The following is a 21,296-nucleotide window of genomic DNA, read 5'->3' as shown; positions in this document are numbered from 1 at the left end:
CCATGCACATCATCAAACCCGAGCATTACGCACGGATGCTGGCGCAGATCGCACCGGTTTCCAAAGCTTCCCGCCGCTCCTTCCTGAAAGGTGCCGCCGCGATTTCCGGGGCGCTGGTCATCGGCGTCCATCTCGACCCGACCAAGGCCTTCGCCGCGGCGCCGAACGATCCGCCGATGCCGAACGCCTTCGTGCGGATCGCGCCCGACAACACCGTCACCGTGCTGTCGAAGCATCTCGACATGGGGCAGGGGGTGAGCACCGGCCTCACCACCATCGTCGCCGAGGAACTCGACGCCGACTGGAGCCAGATGCGCTCCGCCACCGCCCCCGCCGATGCCAAGCTCTACAACAACCTGGCGTTCGGCCCGGTGCAGGGCACCGGCGGTTCCACCTCGATCGCCAATAGCTGGGAGCAGTTGCGCAAGGCCGGCGCTGCCGCCCGCGCCATGCTGATCGGCGCCGCTGCCGAAAAGTGGAAGGTGCCGGCCAGCAGCATCACCATCGAGAAGGGCGTGCTGAAGTCCGGCAACCGCACCGCCACCTTCGGCGAGCTGGCCGCCGATGCGGCGAAGCAGCCGATCCCGACCGACGTGAAGCTGAAGGACCCGAAGGACTTCAAGCTGATCGGCACCCGCCTGCCGCGGCTCGATTCCGCCGACAAGACCGACGGCAAGGCCATCTATGCGCTCGACATCAAGCGCCCGGGCATGCTCACCGCGGTGATCAAGCGCCCGGATCGTTTCGGTTCCACGGTGAAGAGCTTCGACGCCGCCGCCGCCAAGGCGGTGCCCGGCGTGGTCGATGTGGTGGCGGTGCCGAACGGCGTCGCGGTGGTCGCCAAGAACACCTGGTCGGCCATCCAGGGCCGCGAGGCGCTGACCAAGGTGGAGTGGGACGAGAGCAAGGCCGAGAAGCGCGGCACCGGCGAATTGATCGCCGAGTACAAGCAGCTCGCCTCGACCAAGGGCCTGCCGGCAGCGAACCGCGGCGACGCTGCCAAGGGGATTGCCGGCGCGGTCAAGACCATCGAGACCGAGTTCAACTTCCCCTATCTCGCCCACGCGCCGATGGAGCCGTGCAACTGCGTGATCGAGAAGACCGCGGACGGCGTCACCATCTATGCCGGCTCGCAGTTCCAGACCATCGAGCAGGCCACCGTCGCCGCGATCATGGGCCTCAAGCCCGAGCAGGTGACGATCGAGACGCTGTGGGCCGGCGGCTCGTTCGGCCGGCGCGCCAATCCGGCCGCCGACTACATCGCCGAGGCCGCGACCGTGCTCAAGGCCACGGACGGCCGCGCGCCGATCCATCTGGTGTGGACCCGCGAGGACGACATCAAGGGCGGCTATTACCGGCCGATCTTCTACCACAAGGTGCGCGCCGGCATCGCCGCCGACGGCAGCATCGCCGGCTGGCAGCAGAGCATTGTCGGCCAGTCCTTCATGGTCGGCACGCCGTTCGAGGCCTTCGCGGTGAAGGAAGGCGTCGACGGCACCTCGGTGGAAGGCGCCTCCGACACCAATTACGCCATCGCCAATCTCGCGGTGGAGCTGCACTCGCCGAAGGTGAACGTGCCGACGCTGTGGTGGCGCTCGGTCGGCCACACCCACACCGCCCATGTGGTGGAGGTGACGGTCGACGAACTCGCCAATGCCGCCGGCAAGGACCCGGTGGAGTACCGGCTGGCGATGCTGAAGGACCAGCCGCGCCACGCCAATGTGCTCAAGCTGCTCGCCGAGAAGGCGAACTGGGGTCCCAAGGCCGGAGCCGGCAAGGGCCGCGGCGTCGCGCTGCACGAGAGCTTCAACACCGTGGTCGGCTCGGTGGTGGATGTCTCGGTGGCGGACGGCAAGATCAAGGTGGAGAAGGTGGTGTGCGTGGTGGATTGCGGCATCGCCGTCAATCCGGACGTGATCGCCGCGCAGATCGAGGGCGGCATCGGCTTCGGCCTCGGCGCCGCGCTGCACGACGAGATCACCATGGACAAGGGCGTGGTGGAGCAGTCGAATTTCGACGGCTACATCCCGCTGCGCATCTCCGAGATGCCGAAGGTCGAGGTGCACATCGTGCCTAGCGCCAACGCGCCGACCGGCGTGGGCGAGCCCGGCGTGCCGGTGATCGCGCCGGCTTTGTCCAACGCCATCTTCAATGCGACGGGCAAGCGCTTGCGCTCGCTGCCGTTCAAGCTGGAAGATGTGAAGGTCTGACGAATTCGCCGGCGCGGGCGTTATCCCCGCGCCGGCTGCCCAGGTGGTCGGCGGGTCGGCGCTCGCATGCGCTGGCTCGGTAGGCGCCATGGCCGGCTTTGCTCAAGCGTGCCGCGGCAAGGACCACCGCGGTGCGCCGGCAAGGCCGGCCGTGGCGTTTTGCTTTTTGGGGGAAGGGGTTGTCCTGCTTGAGCATCCTTCGAGGCCGCCTGCGGCGGCACCTCAGGATGAGGTCCGTATAAAAGGACAACCTCATCCTGAGGTGCCCGGCAAGGCCGGGCCTCGAAGGATGCTCACGCAGAGCACCCGTGACAAACCCGCCCGTACCCGCCATCTACACCGCCATGCCTGAACCCCTCGACGCGCTCGTATCGGAAATCCGCGCCTGCCGGGTGTGCGTCGATCGTCCGTTGCGCATGCCGCTGCCGCATGCGCCACGGCCGGTGCTGCGGGTGTCCGCCACCGCGCGCATCCTCATCGCCAGCCAGGCGCCGGGCACCAAGGTACACCTCTCCGGCATGCCCTTCACCGACGCCTCGGGCGACCGGCTGCGCTCATGGCTGGGCGTGGATTCCGACACCTTCTACGACGTCTCGCGCATCGACATCGCGCCGATGGGCTTCTGCTTTCCCGGGCAGGATGCCAAGGGCGCCGATTTGCCGCCGCGCCCGGAATGCGTTGCCACCTGGCACGACCGGCTGTTCGCGGTGTTGCCGGCGTTCGAGCTGGTGCTGGTGATCGGCGCGCCGGCGCAGAACTACCATCTGCGCCGCCTCGGCCTGGAGCGTTTCGTCAAGCTCAGCCTCACCGAGCGGGTGGTGCGCTGGCGGGAGATATTCGACGCGCGGAGCGGGCCGAAGATCCTGCCGCTGCCGCATCCGTCATGGCGAAACACGGGGTGGCTGAAGCGTCATCCGTGGTTCGGCGAGGAATTGCTGCCGGTGCTGCGGGGGGAGGTGGAGCGGGTTCTGCTTCAGCATCCTTCGAGGCCGCCTGCGGCGGCACCTCAGGATGAGGTTCATCTTTCAAAAATAACCTCATCCTGAGGTGCTGCCGCAGGCGGCCTCGAAGGATGTTCAAGCAGGACGACCCCTTCCTACCGCGACAGCATCAGATGCCGGTTCAGCCGCCGCTCCAGCACGTTCCACACCCGGCGCACGATCTCGACCATGACGAGATAGAGCACCGCCGCCCACAGATAGACTTCCATGTCGTAGGAGCGGGAAAACGCCAGCCGCGTCACCCCCATCAGGTCGTACACAGTGATGATCGAGGCGATCGAACTGGCCTTGATCATCAGCACCAGCTCGTTGCCGAGCGGGCGCAGGCCGATGCCGATGGCCTGCGGCAGGATCACCTTGCGATAGGCGAGCACGCCGCTGAGGCCGAGCGATTTGGCGCCCTCCATCTGGCCGACCGGCAGGCTCTCGATGCCGCCGCGCAATATCTCCGCCTGGTAGGCCGCGGTATTGAGCGTGAAGGTCAGCACCGCGCAGAAGAAGGCGTCGCGGAACAGCCACCACAGGCCGAGGCTCTCCAGCTCGACGCGGAACTGGCCGGCGCCGTAATAGACCAGGAAGGTCTGCGCCAGCAGCGGGGTGCCGCGGAAGAAATAGCTGTAGCCGAAGGCGAGGCGCGAGACGAACTTGTTGCCCTCCACCCGGGCGATGGCGAGCGGGATGGCAAGGATGCCGCCGCAGATCATCGAGATCGCCACCAGTTCCAGCGTCACCACTACGCCGTCGAGGAAGCGCGGGCCGTAGCGTCCCATCAGCTCGGCATTGAAGCCGAGGAGGCCCATCAGATTGATGAAGCCGGTGCCGATGATGCCGAAGAATTCGCCGATCATCAGGCCTTCCCTCCGACACGCTTGAGGCCGCGGCTGGCCCTGGCCTCGGCGCGGGAGAACACCACGCTGGAGAGCATCGAGAACACCAGATAGATCAGGCAGGCGACGAGATAGAAGAAGAAGGGCTGCTTGGTCACGCCCACCGCGATCGAGGTCTGGCGCATCAGGTCGGTGATGGCGATGACCGAGACCAGCGACGTGTCTTTGAGCAGCACCAGCCAGTTGTTGGAAAGACCCGGCAGCGCGACGCGCCACAGCTGCGGGAACACCACGAGGCGGAACACCTGCCATTTGGCGAGGCCGAGCGCGCCGGCGGCCTCGGTCTGGCCGCGCGGCACCGAGCGGATCGCGGCATAGAACACTTCGCTGGAGAAGGCGCCGAGCACCAGGCCGAGTGCGGTGACGCCGGCGACGAACTGGTTCACCTCGATGGTCGCGCCCTCGACCAGCATGCCGGCGATGCGGGTGAGCAGCATCTGCCCGCCATAATAGACGATGAAAAGCGTCAGCAGCTCGGGCAGGCCGCGGAACACCGTGGTGTAGAGATTGCCCGCGGCGCGCAGGATCGCCGAATTGGAGTTCTTGGCGAGTGCGGCGGCGAGCCCGATGGCGAGCCCAACGGGGAGCGTCGCCAGCGCCAGCTCGATGGTGACGAGAGCGCCCCTGGCGATGTCGTCGCCCCAGCCATTCTCGCCGAAGGAGAGCAGGCTGAGCAGCTCAAGCATGAATGTCTCCACCCATAGGCCGCTCTGCTTCAACATCCTTCGAGGCCGCCTCCGGCGGCACCTCAGGATGAGGTTCATCTTTCAAAAGCGACCTCATCCTGAGGTGCTCGGCAAGGCCGGGCCTCGAAGGATGCTGAAACAGCGCGGCGGAGGGACGAGCGGCCACGCGCCTTGCGACGACATCAACCCGCAGGAACTCACTGGAGAGGCTCATCGAGAGGAGGCACTCCGCAAATGGCGGGCCGCGCCGGCTGATTACGGCGCGGTAGCCCATGGTGCCTCAATAAATGCTGAAGGGGAAATACTTCTCGTTGATCTTCTTGTAGGTGCCGTCGGCGACGATCTCCTTGATCGCCTTGTTGAACATGGTCACCAGATCCGCGTCGCCCTTGCGGATGCCGATGCCGACGCCGTCGCCGAAATACTTCGTGTCAGTGTATTCGGCGCCGACATACTGGCAGCAGGCACCGTCCTTGGAGTTCAGCCAGTCATACTGCACGGTCTTGTCGGCCAGCACGGCGTCGAGCCGCCCGTTGGCGAGGTCGAGATTGGCCTCGTCCTGCTTGCCGTAGAGCTTCACCTCGGCACCGGCCTTGCCATAGATGTCCTCGAGGAAATTGGAGTGGATGGTGGCGCTCTGCGCGCCCAATACCTTGCCCTTCAGCGCCGCCGGGCTGGTGTCGGTGATCTTGGATTCCTTGCGCGCGGTAAAGCTCGCCGGGCTCAGATAGTATTTGTCGGTGAAGGCGATCTGCTTCTTGCGCTCGTCGGTGATCGACATCGAGGCGACGATGGCGTCGTACTTGCCGGCCAGCAACGCCGGGATGATGCCGTCCCAGTCCTGCGCCTGGAACGTGCAGGTCACCTTCATCTTCTCGCACAGCGCCTTGGCGATATCGATGTCGAAGCCCTTGAGCTCGCCCTTCTCGATATAATTGAACGGTGGATAGGCGCCCTCGGTGCCGATGCGGACCGTCTTCCACTCCTTGGCGGAGGCGCCGGCGGCGCTCGCCGCGACGATGAGGACGGCCGCGGCGATGTGGGTGACGAGGCTCATGCTGCTTCCCTCTGAAGACATCTCTCTCGGTGCCGGGCGGTGGTTTCGTCCCCGGCGGGCGATGCTGGCACTTTTACCATGGGGTGCGCAACGGGGAGATGATGCATTCGTAATCAGAATGATTATCTGTCTGTTGAATAGGCAATGCGGTTCGATTAAGGGCGCCGATCGATCGACAGCGGCGGGCGGGTTGACGATGTCGGCGTTCCGGTGCTCAACCGTTTGAAACTGTTCGCAACGGAGCGCGACGATGGCAACCGCTGAAGATGTGAAGGCGCGGCTTGCGCAAGTGATGGCCCCGGACGGGCGCCCCGTGACGCAGGCCGGCGTGCTCTCCGAGATCCTGGTCTCGGACGGCAAGGTCTATCTCTCGCTCACCGTGGATGCGCGCGAGGCGCAAGCCTGGGAGCCGGTGCGCGCCGCGGTGGAGCGCACCGTGCGCGGCACGCCGGGCGTGACCTCGGCGCTGGTGGCGCTGACGGCGGAACGCAAGGCTGGCAGCGGGCCCGCCGCGCCCCAGGGCGGCACCTCGACCACGCCGGTGCGGGTCTCGGGGCAAGGTGCGCCCGCGGGGGCACCCGCCGGCGGGCATTCGCACGCCGGCCATACGCACGCCGCGCCGCCGGCCGATCCGCAGAAGGAAGGCCGCGGCCTGCCGGGCGTCGGCGCCATCATCGCGGTGGCCTCGGGCAAGGGCGGCGTCGGCAAGTCGACGCTGGCCGCCAATCTCGCGCTCGGCCTCGCCTCGCTCGGCATGAAGGTCGGCCTGCTCGACGCCGACATCTATGGCCCCTCGGTGCCGCGCCTGCTCGGCCTCAAGGGCCGGCCGACCGCGGAAGGGCGCATGCTGCAGCCGCTGGAAAGCTGGGGGATGAAGGTGATGTCGATCGGCTTCCTCGTCGAGGAGGAGACGCCGATGATCTGGCGTGGCCCGATGGTGATGTCGGCGATCAGCCAGATGCTGAAGGAAGTGAACTGGGCGCCGCTCGACGTGCTGGTGGTGGACATGCCGCCCGGCACCGGCGACGCGCAGCTCACCATGGCGCAGCAGGTGCCGCTGGCCGGCGCGGTGATCGTCTCGACCCCGCAGGACCTGGCGCTGATCGACGCCCGGCGCGGCATCGCCATGTTCGAGAAGGTGAATGTCCCGGTTCTCGGCGTGGTCGAGAATATGAGCTACTTCCTCTGCCCGCATTGCGGCGGCCGCTCCGACATTTTCGGCCATGGCGGCGCCCGGCACGAGGCGCAGCGGCTCGGCGTGCCGTTCCTCGGCGAGGTGCCGCTGCACCTCACCATCCGCGAGACCTCGGACGCCGGCCGCCCGCTGGTGGCGACCGCCCCGGACAGCGCGGAGGCCGAGATCTACCGCTCCATCGCCCGCGCGGTGCAGGTCGCGCTGACCGGCGGCAAGGCCAGCACGCGGCAGGCGCCGCGGATCGTGGTGGAGTGAGGGGGCGCTCTGCGTGAGCATCCTTCGAGGCCCGGCGTCGCCGGGCACCTCAGGATGACGTGGTTATAAATGCGACGTCATCCTGAGGTGCGAGCGCAGCGAGCCTCGAAGGATGTCCGCCTCCGCGCGACTCCTTGCCCTCCCGCCGCCAACCCCCGCCAAAAGACGCATCTTCCCTCAGGTTGCCTTGGCAAAACCCGTGGCGTACCTCTGTCATTGGAAAAGGGCATAAGCCCAAGGGTGCGGTAGCCCCCACCGCGCCACGAGGAACCCCAGAAGGAGACGACTTCATGAAGCGCCGTCAGTTCCTTGCCGCGACCGGTGCCGGTGTCGCGGCCTCCACCGCTGTTGCCATGCCCGCCATCGCGCAGTCCGCGCCCGAGATCAAATGGCGCCTCGCCTCCAGCTTCCCGAAGTCGCTCGACACCATCTATGGCGGCGCCGAAGTGATGTCGAAGATGGTCTCGGAGCTGACCGACGGCAAGTTCCAGATCCAGGTGTTCGCCGCCGGCGAGATCGTCCCCGGCCTTCAGGTGCTCGACGCGGTGCAGAACAACACCGTGGAGATGTGCCACACCGTGTCCTATTACTTCGTCGGCAAGGATCCGACCTTCGCCATTGCCGCCTCGGTGCCGTTCGGCCTGAATGCGCGCATGCAGAATGCCTGGCTCTACCAGAATGGCGGCATCGAGGCCTTCAACGAATTCTACAAGAAGTACAATGTCTACGGCCTGCCCTGCGGCAATACCGGGGCGCAGATGGGCGGCTGGTTCTCCAAGGAGATCAAGTCGGTTCCCGACATGAACGGCCTGAAGATGCGCATCGGCGGCATCGCCGGGCAGGTCATGGCCAAGCTCGGCGTGGTGCCGCAGCAGATCGCCGGCGGCGACATCTATCCGGCGCTGGAAAAGGGCACCATTGACGGCGCCGAATGGGTCGGCCCGTACGATGACGAGAAGCTCGGCTTCTACAAGGTGGCGAAGTTCTACTATTATCCCGGCTGGTGGGAAGGTGGCCCGACCATCCACGCCTTCACCAACCTCGCCAAGTGGAACGAACTGCCGAAGACCTACCAGTCGGCGCTGATCGCCGGCTCCACCTATGCCAACACCATCATGCAGGCGCGCTACGACGTGCAGAACCCGCTGGCGATCAAGCGCCTGGTGGCCAACGGCACGCAACTGCGCCCCTTCCCCAATGACGTGATGGAAGCCTGCCTGAAGGCGACCAACGAGCTGTGGGGCGAGATCTCGGCGAAGAACGAAGACTTCAAGAAGCTGATCAACACCATGCAGTCGTTCCGCAACGACGAGTATCTGTGGTGGCAGGTCGCCGAGTACACCTTCGACAGCTTCCAGATCCGCAACCGCGCGCGCGGCTGAGCTGAACGCAAGAACGACGTCATGCCCGGGCCTGTCCCGGGCATGACGATTTGGGGATGTGGTCCTGCTTCAGCATCCTTCGAGGCTCGCCAAGCGAGCACCTCAGGATGAGGTTGTCCTGAGAGATGAACCTCATCCTGAGGTGCCCGGCGCAGCCGGGCCTCGAAGGATGCTCACGCAGGACAACACCTTCCCGCGATCCCGGCTCGGCCTTCGGCCGTCCGGGATGACGACGTTGGGGGAGGGTATGCGAAGTCGTGATTGCCCTGCGCCGCGCGGTGCTGCAAACATCCGCGCCTCACAGCGCAGGAACGACCCCGATGAAGCGTCGCGATCTCCTCCGTACCGCCGGCCTCGCCGCCGCCGCGACGACGCTCGCCGCGCCCGCCATCGCGCAATCCGCGCCAAGCGTGAAATGGCGCCTCACCTCCAGCGTGCCCAAGGTGCTCGACGCCATTTTCGGCGCCAATGAGCTGGTGGCGAAATATGTCAGCGAGGCCACCGACGGGCGCTTCACCATCGAGAGCTTCGCCGCCGGCGAGATCGTGCCGGGCCTGCAGGCGCTCGACGCGGTGCAGAACGGCACGGTCGAGTGCGCGCAGACCCCGCTCTATTACTATCTCGGCAAGGACCCGAGCTTCGCCTGCTTCACCGCCATGCCGTTCGGGCTGAATGCGCGCCAGCAGAATGCCTGGTTCTATCATGGCGGCGGGCGCGAATTGCAGGACGAGTTCCTCGCCAAATATAATCTGGTCGGCTTCCTCGGCGGCAATACCGGCACCCAGATGGGCGGCTGGTTCCGCAAGGAAATCAAGGATATGACCGATTTCCGCGGGCTCAAGTTCCGCATCGGCGGCATTGCCGGGCAGGTGGTGGCCAAGCTCGGCGTGGTGCCGCAGCAGATCGCGCCGGGCGACGTCTATTCCGCGCTGGAGAAGGGCAGCATCGACGCCTGCGAATGGGTCGGGCCCTATGATGACGAGAAGCTCGGCTTCGTGCGGGTGGCGCCGTTCTATTACTATCCTGGCTGGTGGGATGGCGGGCCGACCATGCACATCATCGTCAACCAGGCACGCTGGAACGCGCTGCCGAAATCCTATCGGGCGATCTTCGAGGCCGCCGCCGCCTATGCCAATTCCGACATGCTGGCCAAATACGACGCCCGCAACCCCGCCGCGCTGCGCCGGCTGGTGGCGGCGGGCGCGCAATTGAAGCCGTTCCCGCCGAGCTTCCTCGACGCCGCCTGGACCGCCTCGAACGAGCTCTACACCGAGATTTCCGCCAAGAATGCCGGTTTCAAGAAGATCCTCGACGCCATGATCGCCTTCCGCAACGAGGAATATCTGTGGTGGCAGGTGGGGGAATATCCCTATGACGGCTACATGATCCGGGCGCGCTCGCGGGGGTGAGGTGCTCTGCGTGAGCATCCTTCGAGGCCGCTTCGCGGCACCTCAGGATGAGGTCGTTCTATAGATGAACCTCATCCTGAGGTGCCCGGCAAAGCCGGGCCTCGAAGGATGCTCACGCAGAGCGCCCCCCGCGCGCCATAAGCAACAACAGGAAACGCCAATGCCGCCTTCGACGCCCTCCCGCCGCCGCCTCATCAAGACCGCCGGCCTCGCCGCCGCGGCGGGCGCTGTCGCGTCCCCGGCCATCGCGCAAAGCGCGCCGCAGGTGAAATGGCGGCTCACCTCGTCCTATCCGAAGTCGCTCGACACCATTTACGGCACCGCCGAGGTGCTGGCGAAATATGTGCGCGATGCCACCGACGGCAATTTCACCATCGAGGTGTTCGCCCCCGGCGAGCTGGTGCCGGGGCTGCAGGCGTTCGACGCGGCGCAGAACGGCACCGTCGAGATGGCGCAGACCGCGCTGTATTATTACATCGGCAAGGACCCGGCCTTCGCGCCCTTCACCACCATGCCGTTCGGCCTGAATGCCCGCCAGCAGACGGCGTGGCTCTATCATGGCGGCGGGCTGGAGCTGCAGAACGCCTTCCTCGCCAAGTACAATGTCATCGGCTTCGCCGGCGGCAATACCGGCGCACAGATGGGCGGCTGGTTCCGCAAGGAGATCAAGGACCTCGCCGATCTGAAAGGCCTGAAGATGCGCCTGCCGGGCCTCGCCGGCCAGGTGCTGGCCCGCCACGGGCTGGTGCCGCAGAACCTTGCCGGCGGCGACATCTATCCGGCGCTGGAAAAGGGCGTGATCGACGCCGCGGAATTCGTCGGCCCGGTGGATGACGAGAAGCTCGGCTTCGTGCGGGTGGCGCCCTATTACTATTATCCCGGCTGGTGGGAAGGCGGGCCGACCATCCATTTCGTGGTCGGCCTTGCCGCCTGGAACAAGCTGCCGAAAGCCTACCAGGCGGTGTTCCAGGCCGCCTCCGCCGCCGCCAACCAGGACATGCTGGCGAAGTATGACGCCCGCAACCCCGCCGCACTGCGCCGCCTCGTGGCCGCCGGCGCCCAGTTGCGCCCCTTCCCCGCCCCGGTGATGGACGCCGCCTACAAGACCGCGACCGAGATGTTTGCCGAGATCGCGACGAAGAACGCCGACTTCAAGACCATCTATGAGTCGATGCTGAACTTCCGCAACGAGGAATATCTGTGGTGGCAGGTCGGGGAATATCCCTATGACGGCTACATGATCCGCGCGCGGACGCGGGGGTAGGGCGCTCTGCGCGAACATCCTTCGAGGCCGCTTCGCGGCACCTCAGGATGAGGTTGTTCCTTAAAAGCGACCTCATCCTGAGGTGCCCGGCAAAGCCGGGCCTCGAAGGATGCTGAAGCAGGACGACCTACTCCGCCGGCTCCAGCATCGGCTCCGGCGTGAGCGCTTCGCGGCGCTGGTTGCGCACCGTATAGACCCCGGCGGCGATGATCAGCGCCATGCCGGCGAGCGCGAGGCCGTCCGGGCGCATGCCGAAGATGAACGCGCCATAGGCCACCGCGAACGGCACGCCGGCATAGCGGAACGGTGACACCACCGCGGGATCGCCGGCGCGGAACGCCGCGATCACCAGCATGTGGCCGCCGATCAGCGTCAGCGCCCCGCAGAGGAGGATGGCATAGGCGGCAAGCCCCAGCGGTTGCCAGGATTCGAAGCCGCTGCCGACGAGGCCCACCAGCATGCCGAAGCAGGCGGTGACCAGCGTCACGATCAGCGTCGGCACATGGGCGGCGATGCGGTTGGTGGTGAAATCGCGGAACGAGATCAGGAAGGTAGAGGCCACCGGCAGCAGCGCCGCCACCTGGAAGGTGCCGGCGCCCGGCTGCACCACCAGCAGCACGCCGAGAAAGCCGGCAATCACGGCGAGCCAGCGCGCGGAGCCGATGCGCGCGCCCATCAGCACCACCGCCGCGGCCATGGTGACCAGCGGCGACACCTGCATGATGGCGGCGGCGTCGGCGAGGCCGATATAGCCCAGCGCGGTGATGTAGAGGAAGGCGCTCACGGCTTCCGCGCTGGAGCGCAGCAGCACCTGCCGGTCGGCGGCGTGGCGCACGCCGGTCAACTGGCCGCGCATGCCGAGGATGACGGCCAGCATCAGCGCCGCCATGATGCCGCGCACCGCCATGATCTGCGAAGCTAGCATATATTCGGATGCGAGCTTGGAGCAGGCGTCGTTGGCGGAGAAGACGGCGGTGCCGGCGAGGATCAGCAGGATGCCGCGGTGATTGGCGTGGGCGGAGGGCATGGGAGGTTTCGGAAGGTAGGCGCACAAATGATATGGCGCGCCTTCTAGCTGAATTCTCGGGCCGGTGCGCGGATTGTTTGCGCACGATTTGTTTCAGCGTGCTTACCGGGCGTGCTCTGCTTCAGCATCCTTCGAGGCCGGCCGATGGCCGGGCACCTCAGGATGAGGTTCATCTTTAGCGCGACCTCATCCTGAGGTGCCGCGAAGCGGCCTCGAAGGATGGCCACGCAGAACGACCTATTCCGCCGCGCCCACCGCCGCGCCGATCACTTCGCCCGAGCGCCGCTCCAGCGCCTGCGAGGCGAAGCACAGCGCGAAGCCGCCGAGCGCCAGGCCCGCGCCGATCCAGGGCAGGTCGGCATAGTTCATCCCGAGGGTGAGCGCCGCGCCGCCGATCCAGGCGCCGGAGGCATTGCCAAGATTGAAGGCGCCCTGGTTCAGCGTCGAGGCGAGGTTGGGCGCGCCGACCGCGGCATCCACCACCCGGGTCTGGATCGGCGCCACCACGGCGAACACCAGCACGCCCCACACCACCACGGTGACGACCGCGGCATATTCGAACGGCACGGTGAACACCATCACGCTGAGGATCACCGCGAGGCCGATGAAGATGCCCATCAGCGAGGGCATCAGCTTCCAGTCCGCGAGCTTGCCGCCGAGGATGTTGCCGATGGTGATGCCGACGCCGAACAGCACCAGCACGATGGTCACGGCGTGCGGGGTCAGCCCCGTCACTTCGCGCAGCAGCGGCGCGATATAGGTAAAGACGGTGAACAGGCTGGCCGACGCCAGCACGCTCATGCCCATGGCATAGAGCACCTGCGGGCGTTTCAGCACCTTGAATTCGGAGATGATGTTGCCGCTGGTGTGCGGGATCGCCTTCGGCACCCACAGCGCGATGGCGGCCACCGCGAAGATGCCGATCACCACCACCGCCCAGAAGGTGGAGCGCCAGCCCATGGCCTGGCCGAGCGCGGTGCCGGCCGGCACGCCGAGCACGTTCGCGAGCGTCAGCCCCGCGAACATCAGCGCGATGGCGCTGGCGCGCTGCTTTGGCGGAACGAGGCTGGCGGCGACCACCGCGCCGATGCCGAAGAAGGCACCATGGCAGAAGGCGGTGACCACCCGCGCGCCCATCAGCGTCCAGTAGTCCGGGGCGATGGCGCACAGGAAATTGCCGAGCACGAACACGCTGGCGAGCCCGATCAGCGTGGCTTTGCGCGGCAATGCATTGGTGATGATGGCGACGATCGGCGCGCCGATGACGACGCCGAGCGCATAGCCTGTCACCAGCAGGCCGGCGGCCGGGATGGTAACATGAAGGTCCGCCGCCACTTCCGGCAGCAGCCCCATGATGACGAATTCCGTGGTGCCGATGCCGAACGAGGCCATGGCAAGGGCAAGGAGCGGAAGCTGCATGGGTGCGTCCCGGAATAGATCGCGCGCGATGTGAATCACGATGATTTATGCGGTGAATGCTGCGTTGCAGCAAGGTATGCCGGGGCAGGGCTGCTATGCGTGGAGGGGGTGCGCTGCTGGAGCATCCTTCGAGGCTCGCAGTGCTCGCACCTCAGGATGAGGTTGTGCTCTGAAACGCGACCTCATCCTGAGGTGCCGCGAAGCGGCCTCGAAGGATGATGAAGCAGGACAACGCTACTCGTCCACCTGCGCGCCGGATCGTTTCGCAAGGCGCCGCACGGCCTCCCAATCGCCGCTGACCAGAGCCTCCTTCTTCGCCCGGCTCCAGCCCTTGATCTTCCGCTCCGCCGCCACGGCGTCCGCGATGATCGGAAAATGCTCGGACCAGATCAGTTCAACAGGCCGGCGCATGAAGGTGTAGTTGTCCGGGAATGCGCCTTGCAAGTGCTCGGCGAACCTCTTCTCGAGATCGGTGCGTGTCGAGCCGACATAGAGCGAGCCATCGGCACAGCGGAGCATGTAGACGAAGGCGCTCATTCGGTGCTCGGAGGGTGCGCTGCGTGAACATCCTTCGAGGCCCGGCTTTGCCGGGCACCTCAGGATGACGTGGTTATAAAAGCAACCTCATCCTGAGGTGCCGCCGCAGGCGGCCTCGAAGGATGCTGAAGCCGAGCGCCCTCAGCCGCCCGTCACGCTCATGTGCCGGCGCACGGCAGGCGCCCGCCCGCGGCGGTCGATGACGAAATCATGCCCCTTGGGCTTGCGGCGAATCGCGTCGTCCAGCGCGGCGTGCAGCGCCTCGTCGCTCTCGGAGGCGCGCAATGGCGCGCGCAGGTCAGCGGCGTCGTCCTGGCCGAGGCACATATAGAGCGTGCCGGTGCAGGTGACGCGCACACGGTTGCAGCCCTCGCAGAAATTATGCGTCAGCGGCGTGATGAAGCCGAGCCGGCCGCCGGTCTCCTTCACGCTCACATAGCGCGCCGGGCCGCCGGTGCGGAACGGAATGTCCTCCAGCGTCCATTGCTGCTCGAGACGGGCGCGCACCTGGCTCAGCGGCAGATACTGGTCGACGCGGTCGGAGCCGGTCTCGCCCATCGGCATGACCTCGATCAGCGACATGTCCATGCCGCGGCCGTGCGCCCATTCGATCAGCGCGGGGATCTCGTCCTCATTGTCCTCGCGCAGGGCGACGGCGTTGATCTTCACATGCAGGCCGGCGCGCTGGGCGGCGTCGATGCCGGCGAGCACCTTCTTGAGGTCGCCCCAGCGGGTCAGCGCCCGGAAGCGGTCCTCGTCCAGCGTGTCGAGCGAGACGTTCAGCCGCTTCACGCCGCAGGAGGCGAGCTCATCGGCGAAGCGGGCGAGCTGCGAGCCATTGGTGGTCAGCGTCAGCTCTTCCAGCGCCCCGGTTTCCAGGTGCCGGCCGAGCGAGCGGAACAGCGTCATCACGTCCCGGCGCACCAGGGGTTCGCCGCCGGTGAGGCGCAATTTCTTCACGCCGCGGGCGACGAAGGCGGAGCACAGCCGGTCCAGCTCTTCCAGCGTCAGCAATTCGGGCTTGGGCAGGAAGGTCATGTGCTCGGCCATGCAGTACACGCAGCGGAAGTCGCAGCGGTCCGTGACCGAGACGCGCAGATAATTCACCGCGCGGCCGAACGTATCCACCAGCGGCAGCCGGGGGGTGCCGAACTGGGCAGCATCGAACGTGGGATGAAGACCGGCCATTCGCGTTTCCATGCGCAGCGCCGTTGCGTCAGGCGCCGCTGCCTCGATTTGTTCTAATCGTCCGCCGCCCTGCTGCCAAGGCGGCGTTGCCTATCACCCGATTGTTGAAACCATTCAAAGGGTAACGTTTCCGGTACCGCTTCCGGTCTCTTGGCGAGCGAGCATACTCCCATTATGTGGAGGCGGCGCCGGCGGGTGAAAGCCCGGGGCGCCCGATAATTGCCTCGACGCACGGCGAAGTGGCGCGATGGATGGGGATTTGACGTGACGGATGCCTGGCCCACCGAAATCCGCCTGCACAAGGATCGCCGCACGCTGAGCGTGGCGTTCGACGATGGCGTCGCCTACGACCTGCCGGCGGAATATTTGCGGGTGGAGAGCCCCTCCGCCGAGGTGCAGGGCCACTCGCCGGCCGACCGGCAACTGGTGCCGGGCAAGCGCGAGGTGCGCATTTCCGAGGTGATTCCGGTCGGGCATTATGCGGTGCGGCTGGTGTTCGATGACAGCCATTCCACCGGCATCTTCACCTGGGACACCTTTGCCCAGTTGGGCCGCGAGCAGGACGAGCGCTGGAAGCGCTATCTGCAGGAACTGGCGGCGAAGAACCTCTCGCGCGACGCGGCGGGGACGACGCGGCACCATTGAGGGGTGGCGTCGTACTGTGTGGGCATCCTTCGAGGCTCGCTGCGCTCGCACCTCAGGATGACGTTGTTCCTATAAGGACGACGTCATCCTGAGGTGCCGGCCCATCGGGCCGGCCTCGAAGGATGTTCAAGCAGAGCAGCCCCAAAACAAAAGGGCCGGCTCGCGCCGGCCCCTTCGCCTATCCGCCCCCCAGCAGACAGATCAGTTCATGATGTAGACGGTGGCGCCGACATTGACGCGGTTATAGAGGTCCACCACGTCGTCATTGGTCATGCGGAAGCAGCCCGAGGACACCGCCTGGCCGATGGTCTCCGGCTCGTTGGAGCCGTGGATGCGGTAGAGCGAGGAGCCGAGATACATGGCGCGCGCGCCGAGCGGGTTGTCGATGCCGCCGGGCATGTAGCGCGGCAGGTCCGGGCGGCGCTTCAGCATCTGCGCCGGCGGCGTCCAGCCCGGCCACTCGGCCTTGCGGCTGATGGACTTCACGCCGTTCCAGCGGAAGCCGTCGCGGCCGACGCCGATGCCGTACTTCAGCGCGGTGCCGTTGTTCTGCACCAGATAGAGCCGGCGCTCGCCGGTGCGGATCACGATGGTGCCCGGCCGGTACTTGCCGTTGAACGCCACGGTCTGGCGCGGGATCGGCGAGCCGGAATAGCCGAGGCCGCGGCCCGGCCCGTTGCCGAAGTTCGACGGCCGGAAACCGTTGCCGCTGAACAGCGCAAAGAAAGGATTGTCGGAATTGTCATAGGCCATTGCCGGCGCTGCCGCGGCAAGGCTCAACCCCGCGATGAATGCCGCTACGGCAAGCTTCGTCAGTCGCATTGTCAGCCCCATTTTTGACGTCCGAGCGCCTTATTGTGCCCGTCCGCTGAACGCCCGATGAACCGCCCGCGACATGTCGCGCCCAATCCGGCCGCAATCAGGCCATGATGCGGGTGGGTTTTCGCCTGGGACTATGCAGGCGGAATACGAACAATGCATTGACATTCACGTGACGCCGCAGCGCCTTGCGCGAGGGTGCGGCTTGCTTGCAACAGATGCGGGTAATGGATGGGGTTCTGGGGCAGGGGGCGCTCGGGGATGGGTATCCTTCGAGGCTCGCTGCGCTCGCACCTCAGGATGAGGTTCCTCTAAAACAACAACCTCATCCTGAGGTGCCCGGCAAAGCCGGGCCTCGAAGGATGTTCACGCAGAGCGACCCGCCCTCAATGCCACAGGCCGAACTCGGCCCATTTCGCTTCCGGGATCGGGCCGACCACCTTGTAGCGGAAATCCACCGCGCTCATGTGGTCGCTCGCCAGCGTGCAGGTGTAGCCGAAGCGGAACCATTGATCGCCCATGCGGAACGCGCCGCCCTCGCCGGTGACCTTCTCGCCGGTGATCTTCGGTGTCTCGGCGGCGTCGATCAGCACGCGGTCGGTCTTCTTGTACTCGGCGTCGCGGCCGAGCGCCTTCATCGCGCTGAGGTCGCACACCTGCGTCGCCAGCTCGGTGGGATCGAGCTTCATCAGGCTCTTCTCCATCTTGCCGGCGGCATTGGCCGGGGGATGGGCGGCGTGCGGCGTCTTCGCCGCGGCCGGCAGCGCGAACGTGGCGAGCACGCAGGCGGCAAGGGCGCAGCCAATGAGATGAGGCTGGGCGGGCTTGAAGCAGACCATCGGCGTCAGGACCATCGGTGCATCAGTGCCACCGGTAATCCATTTCCACAAAAGAGGAAACCCCGCGCAACGTCAGGTCGGCGGGGCGTGGCGGGCGCACGGGCGGGCGGCCCTCAATAAGGCCGCGATCCCGCCCGGCTGCGCGGCCGGCGTACCGGCTGGCGCATGGCGTTGAATTTCGCCAGCACCCGCGCCACCAGATAGGGCACCCAGAGCGGGAGCCGCGAATAGGGATGGCCGGTGGGTAGCACGACGCCATGATGGCGCGCGCGTCCTGCCTCGAAGCGAGCGCGGCGCGCCGACATCGGCTCCGGGTAACGTGTCCAGTTCGTCATCGCGACCTCGTCATTGCAGCATCCTGCCAGCGAGTTCATGCGCCTGTTCTATAGTGTGCATCGCAACATGACCAAAAATTGGCAGGAAACCACATTTTTGCAAGTCGAATCTAAGTTACGGAGCGGAAATCCCTGAGATTTCGATACGAATGCAAGTTCAACGCCTCGTGATACGACTTGTGGTACGTAGCATGGTGTGCAGTGCGGTAGAAGGGTGGCACCGCGCGCCCCGAAGCTTCCGCAACGTCCCGCACAGCAGCCGGCCGCGGCGGGAATCGCGAAGCGTTCGAGGGCGTTAAGGCCCTCTAGGCGCCGCGGATGGCAATGGGATGACGGTACTATGATGCGGCGAATGGTGTGAGGCAAGCGCTATTACGATTTTATCCGCATTCTGGAAAGAGGTTGCGCTGCGTGAGCATCCGTCGAGGCCGCCTGCGGCGGCACGTCAGAGCCTGACCCGTAATTCGACGTATCCGTTGAGAGGAGCCCCTTTCCACCCTCATCCCCGGGCTTGACCCGGGGATCCAGACTTCGGCCGGGTGCATGCGGAGGGGCTGGATCCCCGGGTCAAGCCCGGGGATGAGGGCCAATTGGAGTTTTCGGTCAGGCTCTCGGGATGAGGCCGCACTAAAAGAACGACCTCATCCCTGAGGTGCCCGGCGCTTCCCGGGCCTCGAAGGATGCTCAAGCCGAGCGCGGCCTCCTCACTCCACCTCGTCGTCGTCGCGCACGCTGTCGGCCAGTTCGTCGAACTCGCGCTGGATGCGGCGGATGTGGGCGCCGAGCTCGTCGAGCCGCTCGGTCAGTTCGTCGATCGGCTGCGCGCCGAGGTTGTCGATGCCCCACACCGCGTCGGCGATGGCGTCGTCGATGGAGAGGATGAGCTCGCTGGTCCTGGTCATGCCGGCCTCGTTGCGGGTGATGGTCACAATGCGGGTCACGCGGCGCGCAGGCCGCTGCGGGTGAAGTAAGTGGAGTGGTGCGCCGCCTCGCTGGACGTGCCGTAGAGCGCGGCTTCCTCGATGAGCGCCTCAGCGGCGTCGGCCTCGTCGAGCAGCGCGATGAAGTCGCCGCCAGGGGAGGCGATATCCTGGGCATAGGCGGCGATGGCGCGATCGAAGCCGGCCTCGTCGAACCGCCCGGATTGCCGCGCCGCCTCCGCGCAGATCCCCCGCATCGCGAGCGCCCACGCCTCGTTGACATCGACGACGCGGCGCTTGAGCGCGGGGAAATCGAGCTGCGGCACGGGTGTCTCCATCGGGTTGATGGAGATTATTTTGCGCTATGAGAAAATTAAATCAAGCGAGAAAATTGCGCTGTGAGCAATTATTGGGGGGTGGGCATCCTTCCTCCCCACCCGCCGTCATCCCGGACGGCCGGCACGGCCGATCCGGGATCGTGGGAAGGTGTTGCGCGGCACCTTCACGCGATCCCGGCTCTTCGCTGCGCTTCGGCCGGGATGACGGCGGTGGGGAACGGAGAAGGAGAAGGGGAGATCACCGCCGCGAGGCGAACACCACGACGTGGACCGAGAGCACCTCGGCCTGCTCGAAGCTGATCTCCATCTCCGGATTGTACTGCTTCACGATCAGCTTGCTCGGCGTGCGCTTCACCAGCTCCTTGATGAAGCCTTCCGGCGTGTCGTGCTCGTCGTGCGGGCGCAATTGCACGATGACGTCGTCGCCGATGCGGGCGGAGAGGTTGGGGTTCACCCAGGCCAGCTGGCCGGGCTTGAAGGACGGCACCATGCTGTCGCCGGTGACATAGACCGCGTAGGCATTGGCGGCGTTCTTGAGTTCCGGCGGGCAGCCGACCATGTCGAGACGTTCGCCGTTGAACTTCATACGCCCGTCACTGCCCCCTACCGCAACACCATAAACGGGAATCTGCCGCTCCGGCAATTCCGGCACCGGCAGCGGCGCCGACGCATTGGCCGGCACCGGCGGGCGCGGGCGCATCGGCACCACATTGTCCTGCGTCGGCGACGGCGTGCGCAATTGCAGCGACACCGGCGCCTCGAGGCCGAAGAACTCCTCCATCGCCGGCACCCACACCAGCTCGATGGTCTGGAAGCCCTTGCCCTTCTCCGGCCTCAGCATCTTGGAGATGGCCGCCTCGCCAATGCCGAGACGATGCGCGAGCTCGCGCTTGGAGCCGCGGCCGCGCTTTTCGAAGCCGGCCGCCATCCACGCGCGCAACTGATCCTGGATATCCTGCATGGCGTCATCTTTGCGATGTGGGCAAAAAATCATATTTCTATGAGCGCAAATTTCTCTTGACATAAATTTGCGCTCAGAGCAAATTTTTTCGCATTGAGCCGGCGCGACGACCCCCGCGCGCCCCATTCCGACAGCCAATCGCCTGCGTACCCATCAGCCCATTGCCCCGGATCGCCGAGCCCGGCGTGCCCGCACGCCGCTGCGCCGCTTCAAGGAACAATTCATGAACGCTGTGCCGATCGACACGCCCTCCGTGCTGCATCTCAGCCCCTATCTCGCCGGCCAGGCGGTGGAGATCTCCGCACTCGCCTGGGAGGCGCGCCGCCATGCGCAGGCGCTCGCCGTGGTGCTGGAGCGCTGCGCCAGCCGGCCGCTCGGCGAACTGGTGGCGCAATGCGAGATGGCCCACGCCGAGCGTCGCCTCGTCGACGTGGTGGGGATTCTCCGCACCGCCCGCGAACGCTTCGAGACGCTGCCGGTCTGCGGCGGGGAGGCGGGGGAATGAGGGGGCCTTCTGCTTCAGCATCCTTCGAGGCCCACGCAGGGCGTGGGCACCTCAGGATGAGGTCGTCTTTTAAAACACAACCTCATCCTGAGGTGCCGCCGCAGGCGGCCTCGAAGGATGCCCACTCAGCGCGGCCACTTCGGGAGGCCGCCCGATGAGCGAGCCCCGACGCCAGCCTTCCATGCCGCGCGTGCTCTGGCTGGAGCGCGACCGCGTGGCGCCGCTGCCGCCACCGCCGCCGCCGCCCGAGCCGCCGCTGCTGTTCCGCCCGAAGAGCCCGGTGCACGAGAGGCTGTTCCCCTCGGCCCGGCCGATCGCCCGCGCCATTGTCCGGATGCCCTCGGCCGAGGGCATGCGGCTGGTGCTGCGGCTCGCCCCGCCCGAGCCGTGCCCGCCGCTCGACGAGGACGAAGCGCC

21 protein-coding genes are annotated in these 21,296 nt (G+C 66.2%); 8 read left to right on the top strand and 13 right to left on the bottom strand.

What is annotated here, in order from left to right; genetic code table 11:
• Window positions 1-2: 2 nt before the first annotated feature.
• Together G3545_RS08960 and G3545_RS08955 are read left to right on the top strand one after the other, a co-directional pair.
• On the top strand, window positions 3-2,210 hold the full coding sequence (locus tag G3545_RS08960; protein WP_170011760.1) for a xanthine dehydrogenase family protein molybdopterin-binding subunit: 2,208 nt from the start codon (window positions 3-5) through the stop codon (window positions 2,208-2,210).
• A gap of 344 nt (window positions 2,211-2,554) precedes the next feature.
• Window positions 2,555-3,256 (top strand): uracil-DNA glycosylase family protein, encoded by a 702-nt coding sequence (locus G3545_RS08955; RefSeq protein WP_170017973.1) that lies wholly within the window; start codon window positions 2,555-2,557, stop codon window positions 3,254-3,256.
• A gap of 50 nt (window positions 3,257-3,306) precedes the next feature.
• Here the strand turns inward: G3545_RS08955 and G3545_RS08950 are convergent, their stop codons facing one another.
• The 3 genes from G3545_RS08950 to G3545_RS08940 all read right to left on the bottom strand — a co-directional run bounded on the left by G3545_RS08950 (window position 3,307) and on the right by G3545_RS08940 (window position 5,841).
• On the bottom strand, window positions 3,307-4,059 hold the full coding sequence (locus tag G3545_RS08950) for an ABC transporter permease (RefSeq protein WP_170011758.1): 753 nt from the start codon (window positions 4,057-4,059) through the stop codon (window positions 3,307-3,309).
• Complete coding sequence (locus tag G3545_RS08945; RefSeq protein ID WP_170011756.1) at window positions 4,059-4,784, bottom strand: ABC transporter permease; 726 nt, start codon at window positions 4,782-4,784, stop codon at window positions 4,059-4,061. The genes G3545_RS08950 and G3545_RS08945 overlap by 1 nt, the downstream gene beginning before the upstream one ends.
• Before the next feature lie 280 nt (window positions 4,785-5,064).
• Complete coding sequence (locus G3545_RS08940; protein WP_170011754.1) at window positions 5,065-5,841, bottom strand: ABC transporter substrate-binding protein; 777 nt, start codon at window positions 5,839-5,841, stop codon at window positions 5,065-5,067.
• A 250-nt stretch (window positions 5,842-6,091) separates the two neighbouring features.
• On the opposite strand from G3545_RS08940, the gene G3545_RS08935 reads away from it, so the two are divergent.
• The 4 genes from G3545_RS08935 to G3545_RS08920 all read left to right on the top strand — a co-directional run bounded on the left by G3545_RS08935 (window position 6,092) and on the right by G3545_RS08920 (window position 11,346).
• A complete protein-coding gene (locus tag G3545_RS08935) occupies window positions 6,092-7,291 on the top strand; it encodes an Mrp/NBP35 family ATP-binding protein (protein ID WP_170011752.1) in 1,200 nt (399 codons plus the stop codon).
• A 290-nt stretch (window positions 7,292-7,581) separates the two neighbouring features.
• The gene (locus G3545_RS08930; protein WP_170011750.1) at window positions 7,582-8,673 is read left to right on the top strand and encodes a TRAP transporter substrate-binding protein; all 1,092 of its coding nucleotides are present in this window, start codon (window positions 7,582-7,584) and stop codon (window positions 8,671-8,673) included.
• 320 nt (window positions 8,674-8,993) lie between these two features.
• Window positions 8,994-10,082: a TRAP transporter substrate-binding protein DctP gene (gene dctP / locus G3545_RS08925; protein ID WP_170011748.1), complete on the top strand. Its 1,089-nt coding sequence runs from the start codon at window positions 8,994-8,996 to the stop codon at window positions 10,080-10,082.
• 160 nt (window positions 10,083-10,242) lie between these two features.
• The gene (locus G3545_RS08920) at window positions 10,243-11,346 is read left to right on the top strand and encodes a TRAP transporter substrate-binding protein (protein WP_170011745.1); all 1,104 of its coding nucleotides are present in this window, start codon (window positions 10,243-10,245) and stop codon (window positions 11,344-11,346) included.
• 127 nt (window positions 11,347-11,473) lie between these two features.
• Here G3545_RS08920 and G3545_RS08915 read toward each other — a convergent pair whose 3' ends face one another.
• The 4 genes from G3545_RS08915 to moaA all read right to left on the bottom strand — a co-directional run bounded on the left by G3545_RS08915 (window position 11,474) and on the right by moaA (window position 15,517).
• A complete protein-coding gene (locus tag G3545_RS08915) occupies window positions 11,474-12,373 on the bottom strand; it encodes a DMT family transporter (RefSeq protein WP_170011743.1) in 900 nt (299 codons plus the stop codon).
• A 237-nt stretch (window positions 12,374-12,610) separates the two neighbouring features.
• Window positions 12,611-13,792, bottom strand: coding sequence for an MFS transporter (locus G3545_RS08910; RefSeq protein WP_170011741.1), 1,182 nt, complete (start codon window positions 13,790-13,792; stop codon window positions 12,611-12,613).
• A gap of 234 nt (window positions 13,793-14,026) precedes the next feature.
• Window positions 14,027-14,329: a GIY-YIG nuclease family protein gene (locus tag G3545_RS08905; RefSeq protein ID WP_170011739.1), complete on the bottom strand. Its 303-nt coding sequence runs from the start codon at window positions 14,327-14,329 to the stop codon at window positions 14,027-14,029.
• A 141-nt stretch (window positions 14,330-14,470) separates the two neighbouring features.
• Window positions 14,471-15,517 (bottom strand): GTP 3',8-cyclase MoaA, encoded by a 1,047-nt coding sequence (moaA, locus tag G3545_RS08900; protein ID WP_170011737.1) that lies wholly within the window; start codon window positions 15,515-15,517, stop codon window positions 14,471-14,473.
• Window positions 15,518-15,781: 264 nt separating this feature from the next.
• Between moaA and G3545_RS08895 the strand changes: the two genes are divergently transcribed.
• Window positions 15,782-16,162, top strand: coding sequence for a DUF971 domain-containing protein (locus G3545_RS08895; RefSeq protein WP_170011735.1), 381 nt, complete (start codon window positions 15,782-15,784; stop codon window positions 16,160-16,162).
• Window positions 16,163-16,363: 201 nt separating this feature from the next.
• Here G3545_RS08895 and G3545_RS08890 read toward each other — a convergent pair whose 3' ends face one another.
• The 6 genes from G3545_RS08890 to G3545_RS08865 all read right to left on the bottom strand — a co-directional run bounded on the left by G3545_RS08890 (window position 16,364) and on the right by G3545_RS08865 (window position 20,374).
• Window positions 16,364-16,984: a L,D-transpeptidase gene (locus G3545_RS08890; protein WP_170011733.1), complete on the bottom strand. Its 621-nt coding sequence runs from the start codon at window positions 16,982-16,984 to the stop codon at window positions 16,364-16,366.
• A gap of 383 nt (window positions 16,985-17,367) precedes the next feature.
• Window positions 17,368-17,835, bottom strand: coding sequence for a DUF930 domain-containing protein (locus G3545_RS08885; protein ID WP_170011731.1), 468 nt, complete (start codon window positions 17,833-17,835; stop codon window positions 17,368-17,370).
• A 98-nt stretch (window positions 17,836-17,933) separates the two neighbouring features.
• Window positions 17,934-18,155: a hypothetical protein gene (locus G3545_RS08880; protein ID WP_170011729.1), complete on the bottom strand. Its 222-nt coding sequence runs from the start codon at window positions 18,153-18,155 to the stop codon at window positions 17,934-17,936.
• Between the two features lie 704 nt (window positions 18,156-18,859).
• The gene (locus G3545_RS08875; protein WP_170011727.1) at window positions 18,860-19,096 is read right to left on the bottom strand and encodes a hypothetical protein; all 237 of its coding nucleotides are present in this window, start codon (window positions 19,094-19,096) and stop codon (window positions 18,860-18,862) included.
• Window positions 19,093-19,401, bottom strand: coding sequence for a hypothetical protein (locus tag G3545_RS08870; protein ID WP_170011725.1), 309 nt, complete (start codon window positions 19,399-19,401; stop codon window positions 19,093-19,095). The genes G3545_RS08875 and G3545_RS08870 overlap by 4 nt, the downstream gene beginning before the upstream one ends.
• A 250-nt stretch (window positions 19,402-19,651) precedes the next feature.
• On the bottom strand, window positions 19,652-20,374 hold the full coding sequence (locus tag G3545_RS08865; RefSeq protein WP_170011723.1) for a helix-turn-helix transcriptional regulator: 723 nt from the start codon (window positions 20,372-20,374) through the stop codon (window positions 19,652-19,654).
• A 223-nt stretch (window positions 20,375-20,597) separates the two neighbouring features.
• Between G3545_RS08865 and G3545_RS08860 the strand changes: the two genes are divergently transcribed.
• A complete protein-coding gene (locus G3545_RS08860; protein ID WP_170011721.1) occupies window positions 20,598-20,879 on the top strand; it encodes a hypothetical protein in 282 nt (93 codons plus the stop codon).
• Window positions 20,880-21,296: the final 417 nt, after the last annotated feature.

The sequence above is a fragment of the Starkeya sp. ORNL1 genome (assembly GCF_012971745.1).
Taxonomy (GTDB): domain Bacteria; phylum Pseudomonadota; class Alphaproteobacteria; order Rhizobiales; family Xanthobacteraceae; genus Ancylobacter.
This window is presented reverse-complemented; position numbering and strand designations above follow the sequence as displayed.

Excerpts from the sequence above, each read along its gene's own strand:
- G3545_RS08860 (WP_170011721.1), top strand. The coding sequence starts at position 20,598 with ATGAACGCTGTGCCGATCGACACGCCCTCCGTGCTGCATCTCAGCCCC.
- G3545_RS08945 (WP_170011756.1), bottom strand. The coding sequence starts at position 4,784 with ATGCTTGAGCTGCTCAGCCTGCTCTCCTTCGGCGAGAATGGCTGGGGC.
- G3545_RS08915 (WP_170011743.1), bottom strand. The coding sequence starts at position 12,373 with ATGCCCTCCGCCCACGCCAATCACCGCGGCATCCTGCTGATCCTCGCC.
- G3545_RS08930 (WP_170011750.1), top strand. The coding sequence starts at position 7,582 with ATGAAGCGCCGTCAGTTCCTTGCCGCGACCGGTGCCGGTGTCGCGGCC.
- dctP (WP_170011748.1), top strand. The coding sequence starts at position 8,994 with ATGAAGCGTCGCGATCTCCTCCGTACCGCCGGCCTCGCCGCCGCCGCG.
- G3545_RS08950 (WP_170011758.1), bottom strand. The coding sequence starts at position 4,059 with ATGATCGGCGAATTCTTCGGCATCATCGGCACCGGCTTCATCAATCTG.
- G3545_RS08865 (WP_170011723.1), bottom strand. The coding sequence starts at position 20,374 with ATGCAGGATATCCAGGATCAGTTGCGCGCGTGGATGGCGGCCGGCTTC.
- G3545_RS08910 (WP_170011741.1), bottom strand. The coding sequence starts at position 13,792 with ATGCAGCTTCCGCTCCTTGCCCTTGCCATGGCCTCGTTCGGCATCGGC.
- G3545_RS08940 (WP_170011754.1), bottom strand. The coding sequence starts at position 5,841 with ATGAGCCTCGTCACCCACATCGCCGCGGCCGTCCTCATCGTCGCGGCG.
- moaA (WP_170011737.1), bottom strand. The coding sequence starts at position 15,517 with ATGGCCGGTCTTCATCCCACGTTCGATGCTGCCCAGTTCGGCACCCCC.
- G3545_RS08960 (WP_170011760.1), top strand. The coding sequence starts at position 3 with ATGCACATCATCAAACCCGAGCATTACGCACGGATGCTGGCGCAGATC.
- G3545_RS08955 (WP_170017973.1), top strand. The coding sequence starts at position 2,555 with ATGCCTGAACCCCTCGACGCGCTCGTATCGGAAATCCGCGCCTGCCGG.
- G3545_RS08890 (WP_170011733.1), bottom strand. The coding sequence starts at position 16,984 with ATGCGACTGACGAAGCTTGCCGTAGCGGCATTCATCGCGGGGTTGAGC.
- G3545_RS08905 (WP_170011739.1), bottom strand. The coding sequence starts at position 14,329 with ATGAGCGCCTTCGTCTACATGCTCCGCTGTGCCGATGGCTCGCTCTAT.
- G3545_RS08920 (WP_170011745.1), top strand. The coding sequence starts at position 10,243 with ATGCCGCCTTCGACGCCCTCCCGCCGCCGCCTCATCAAGACCGCCGGC.
- G3545_RS08885 (WP_170011731.1), bottom strand. The coding sequence starts at position 17,835 with ATGGTCCTGACGCCGATGGTCTGCTTCAAGCCCGCCCAGCCTCATCTC.
- G3545_RS08935 (WP_170011752.1), top strand. The coding sequence starts at position 6,092 with ATGGCAACCGCTGAAGATGTGAAGGCGCGGCTTGCGCAAGTGATGGCC.
- G3545_RS08880 (WP_170011729.1), bottom strand. The coding sequence starts at position 18,155 with ATGACGAACTGGACACGTTACCCGGAGCCGATGTCGGCGCGCCGCGCT.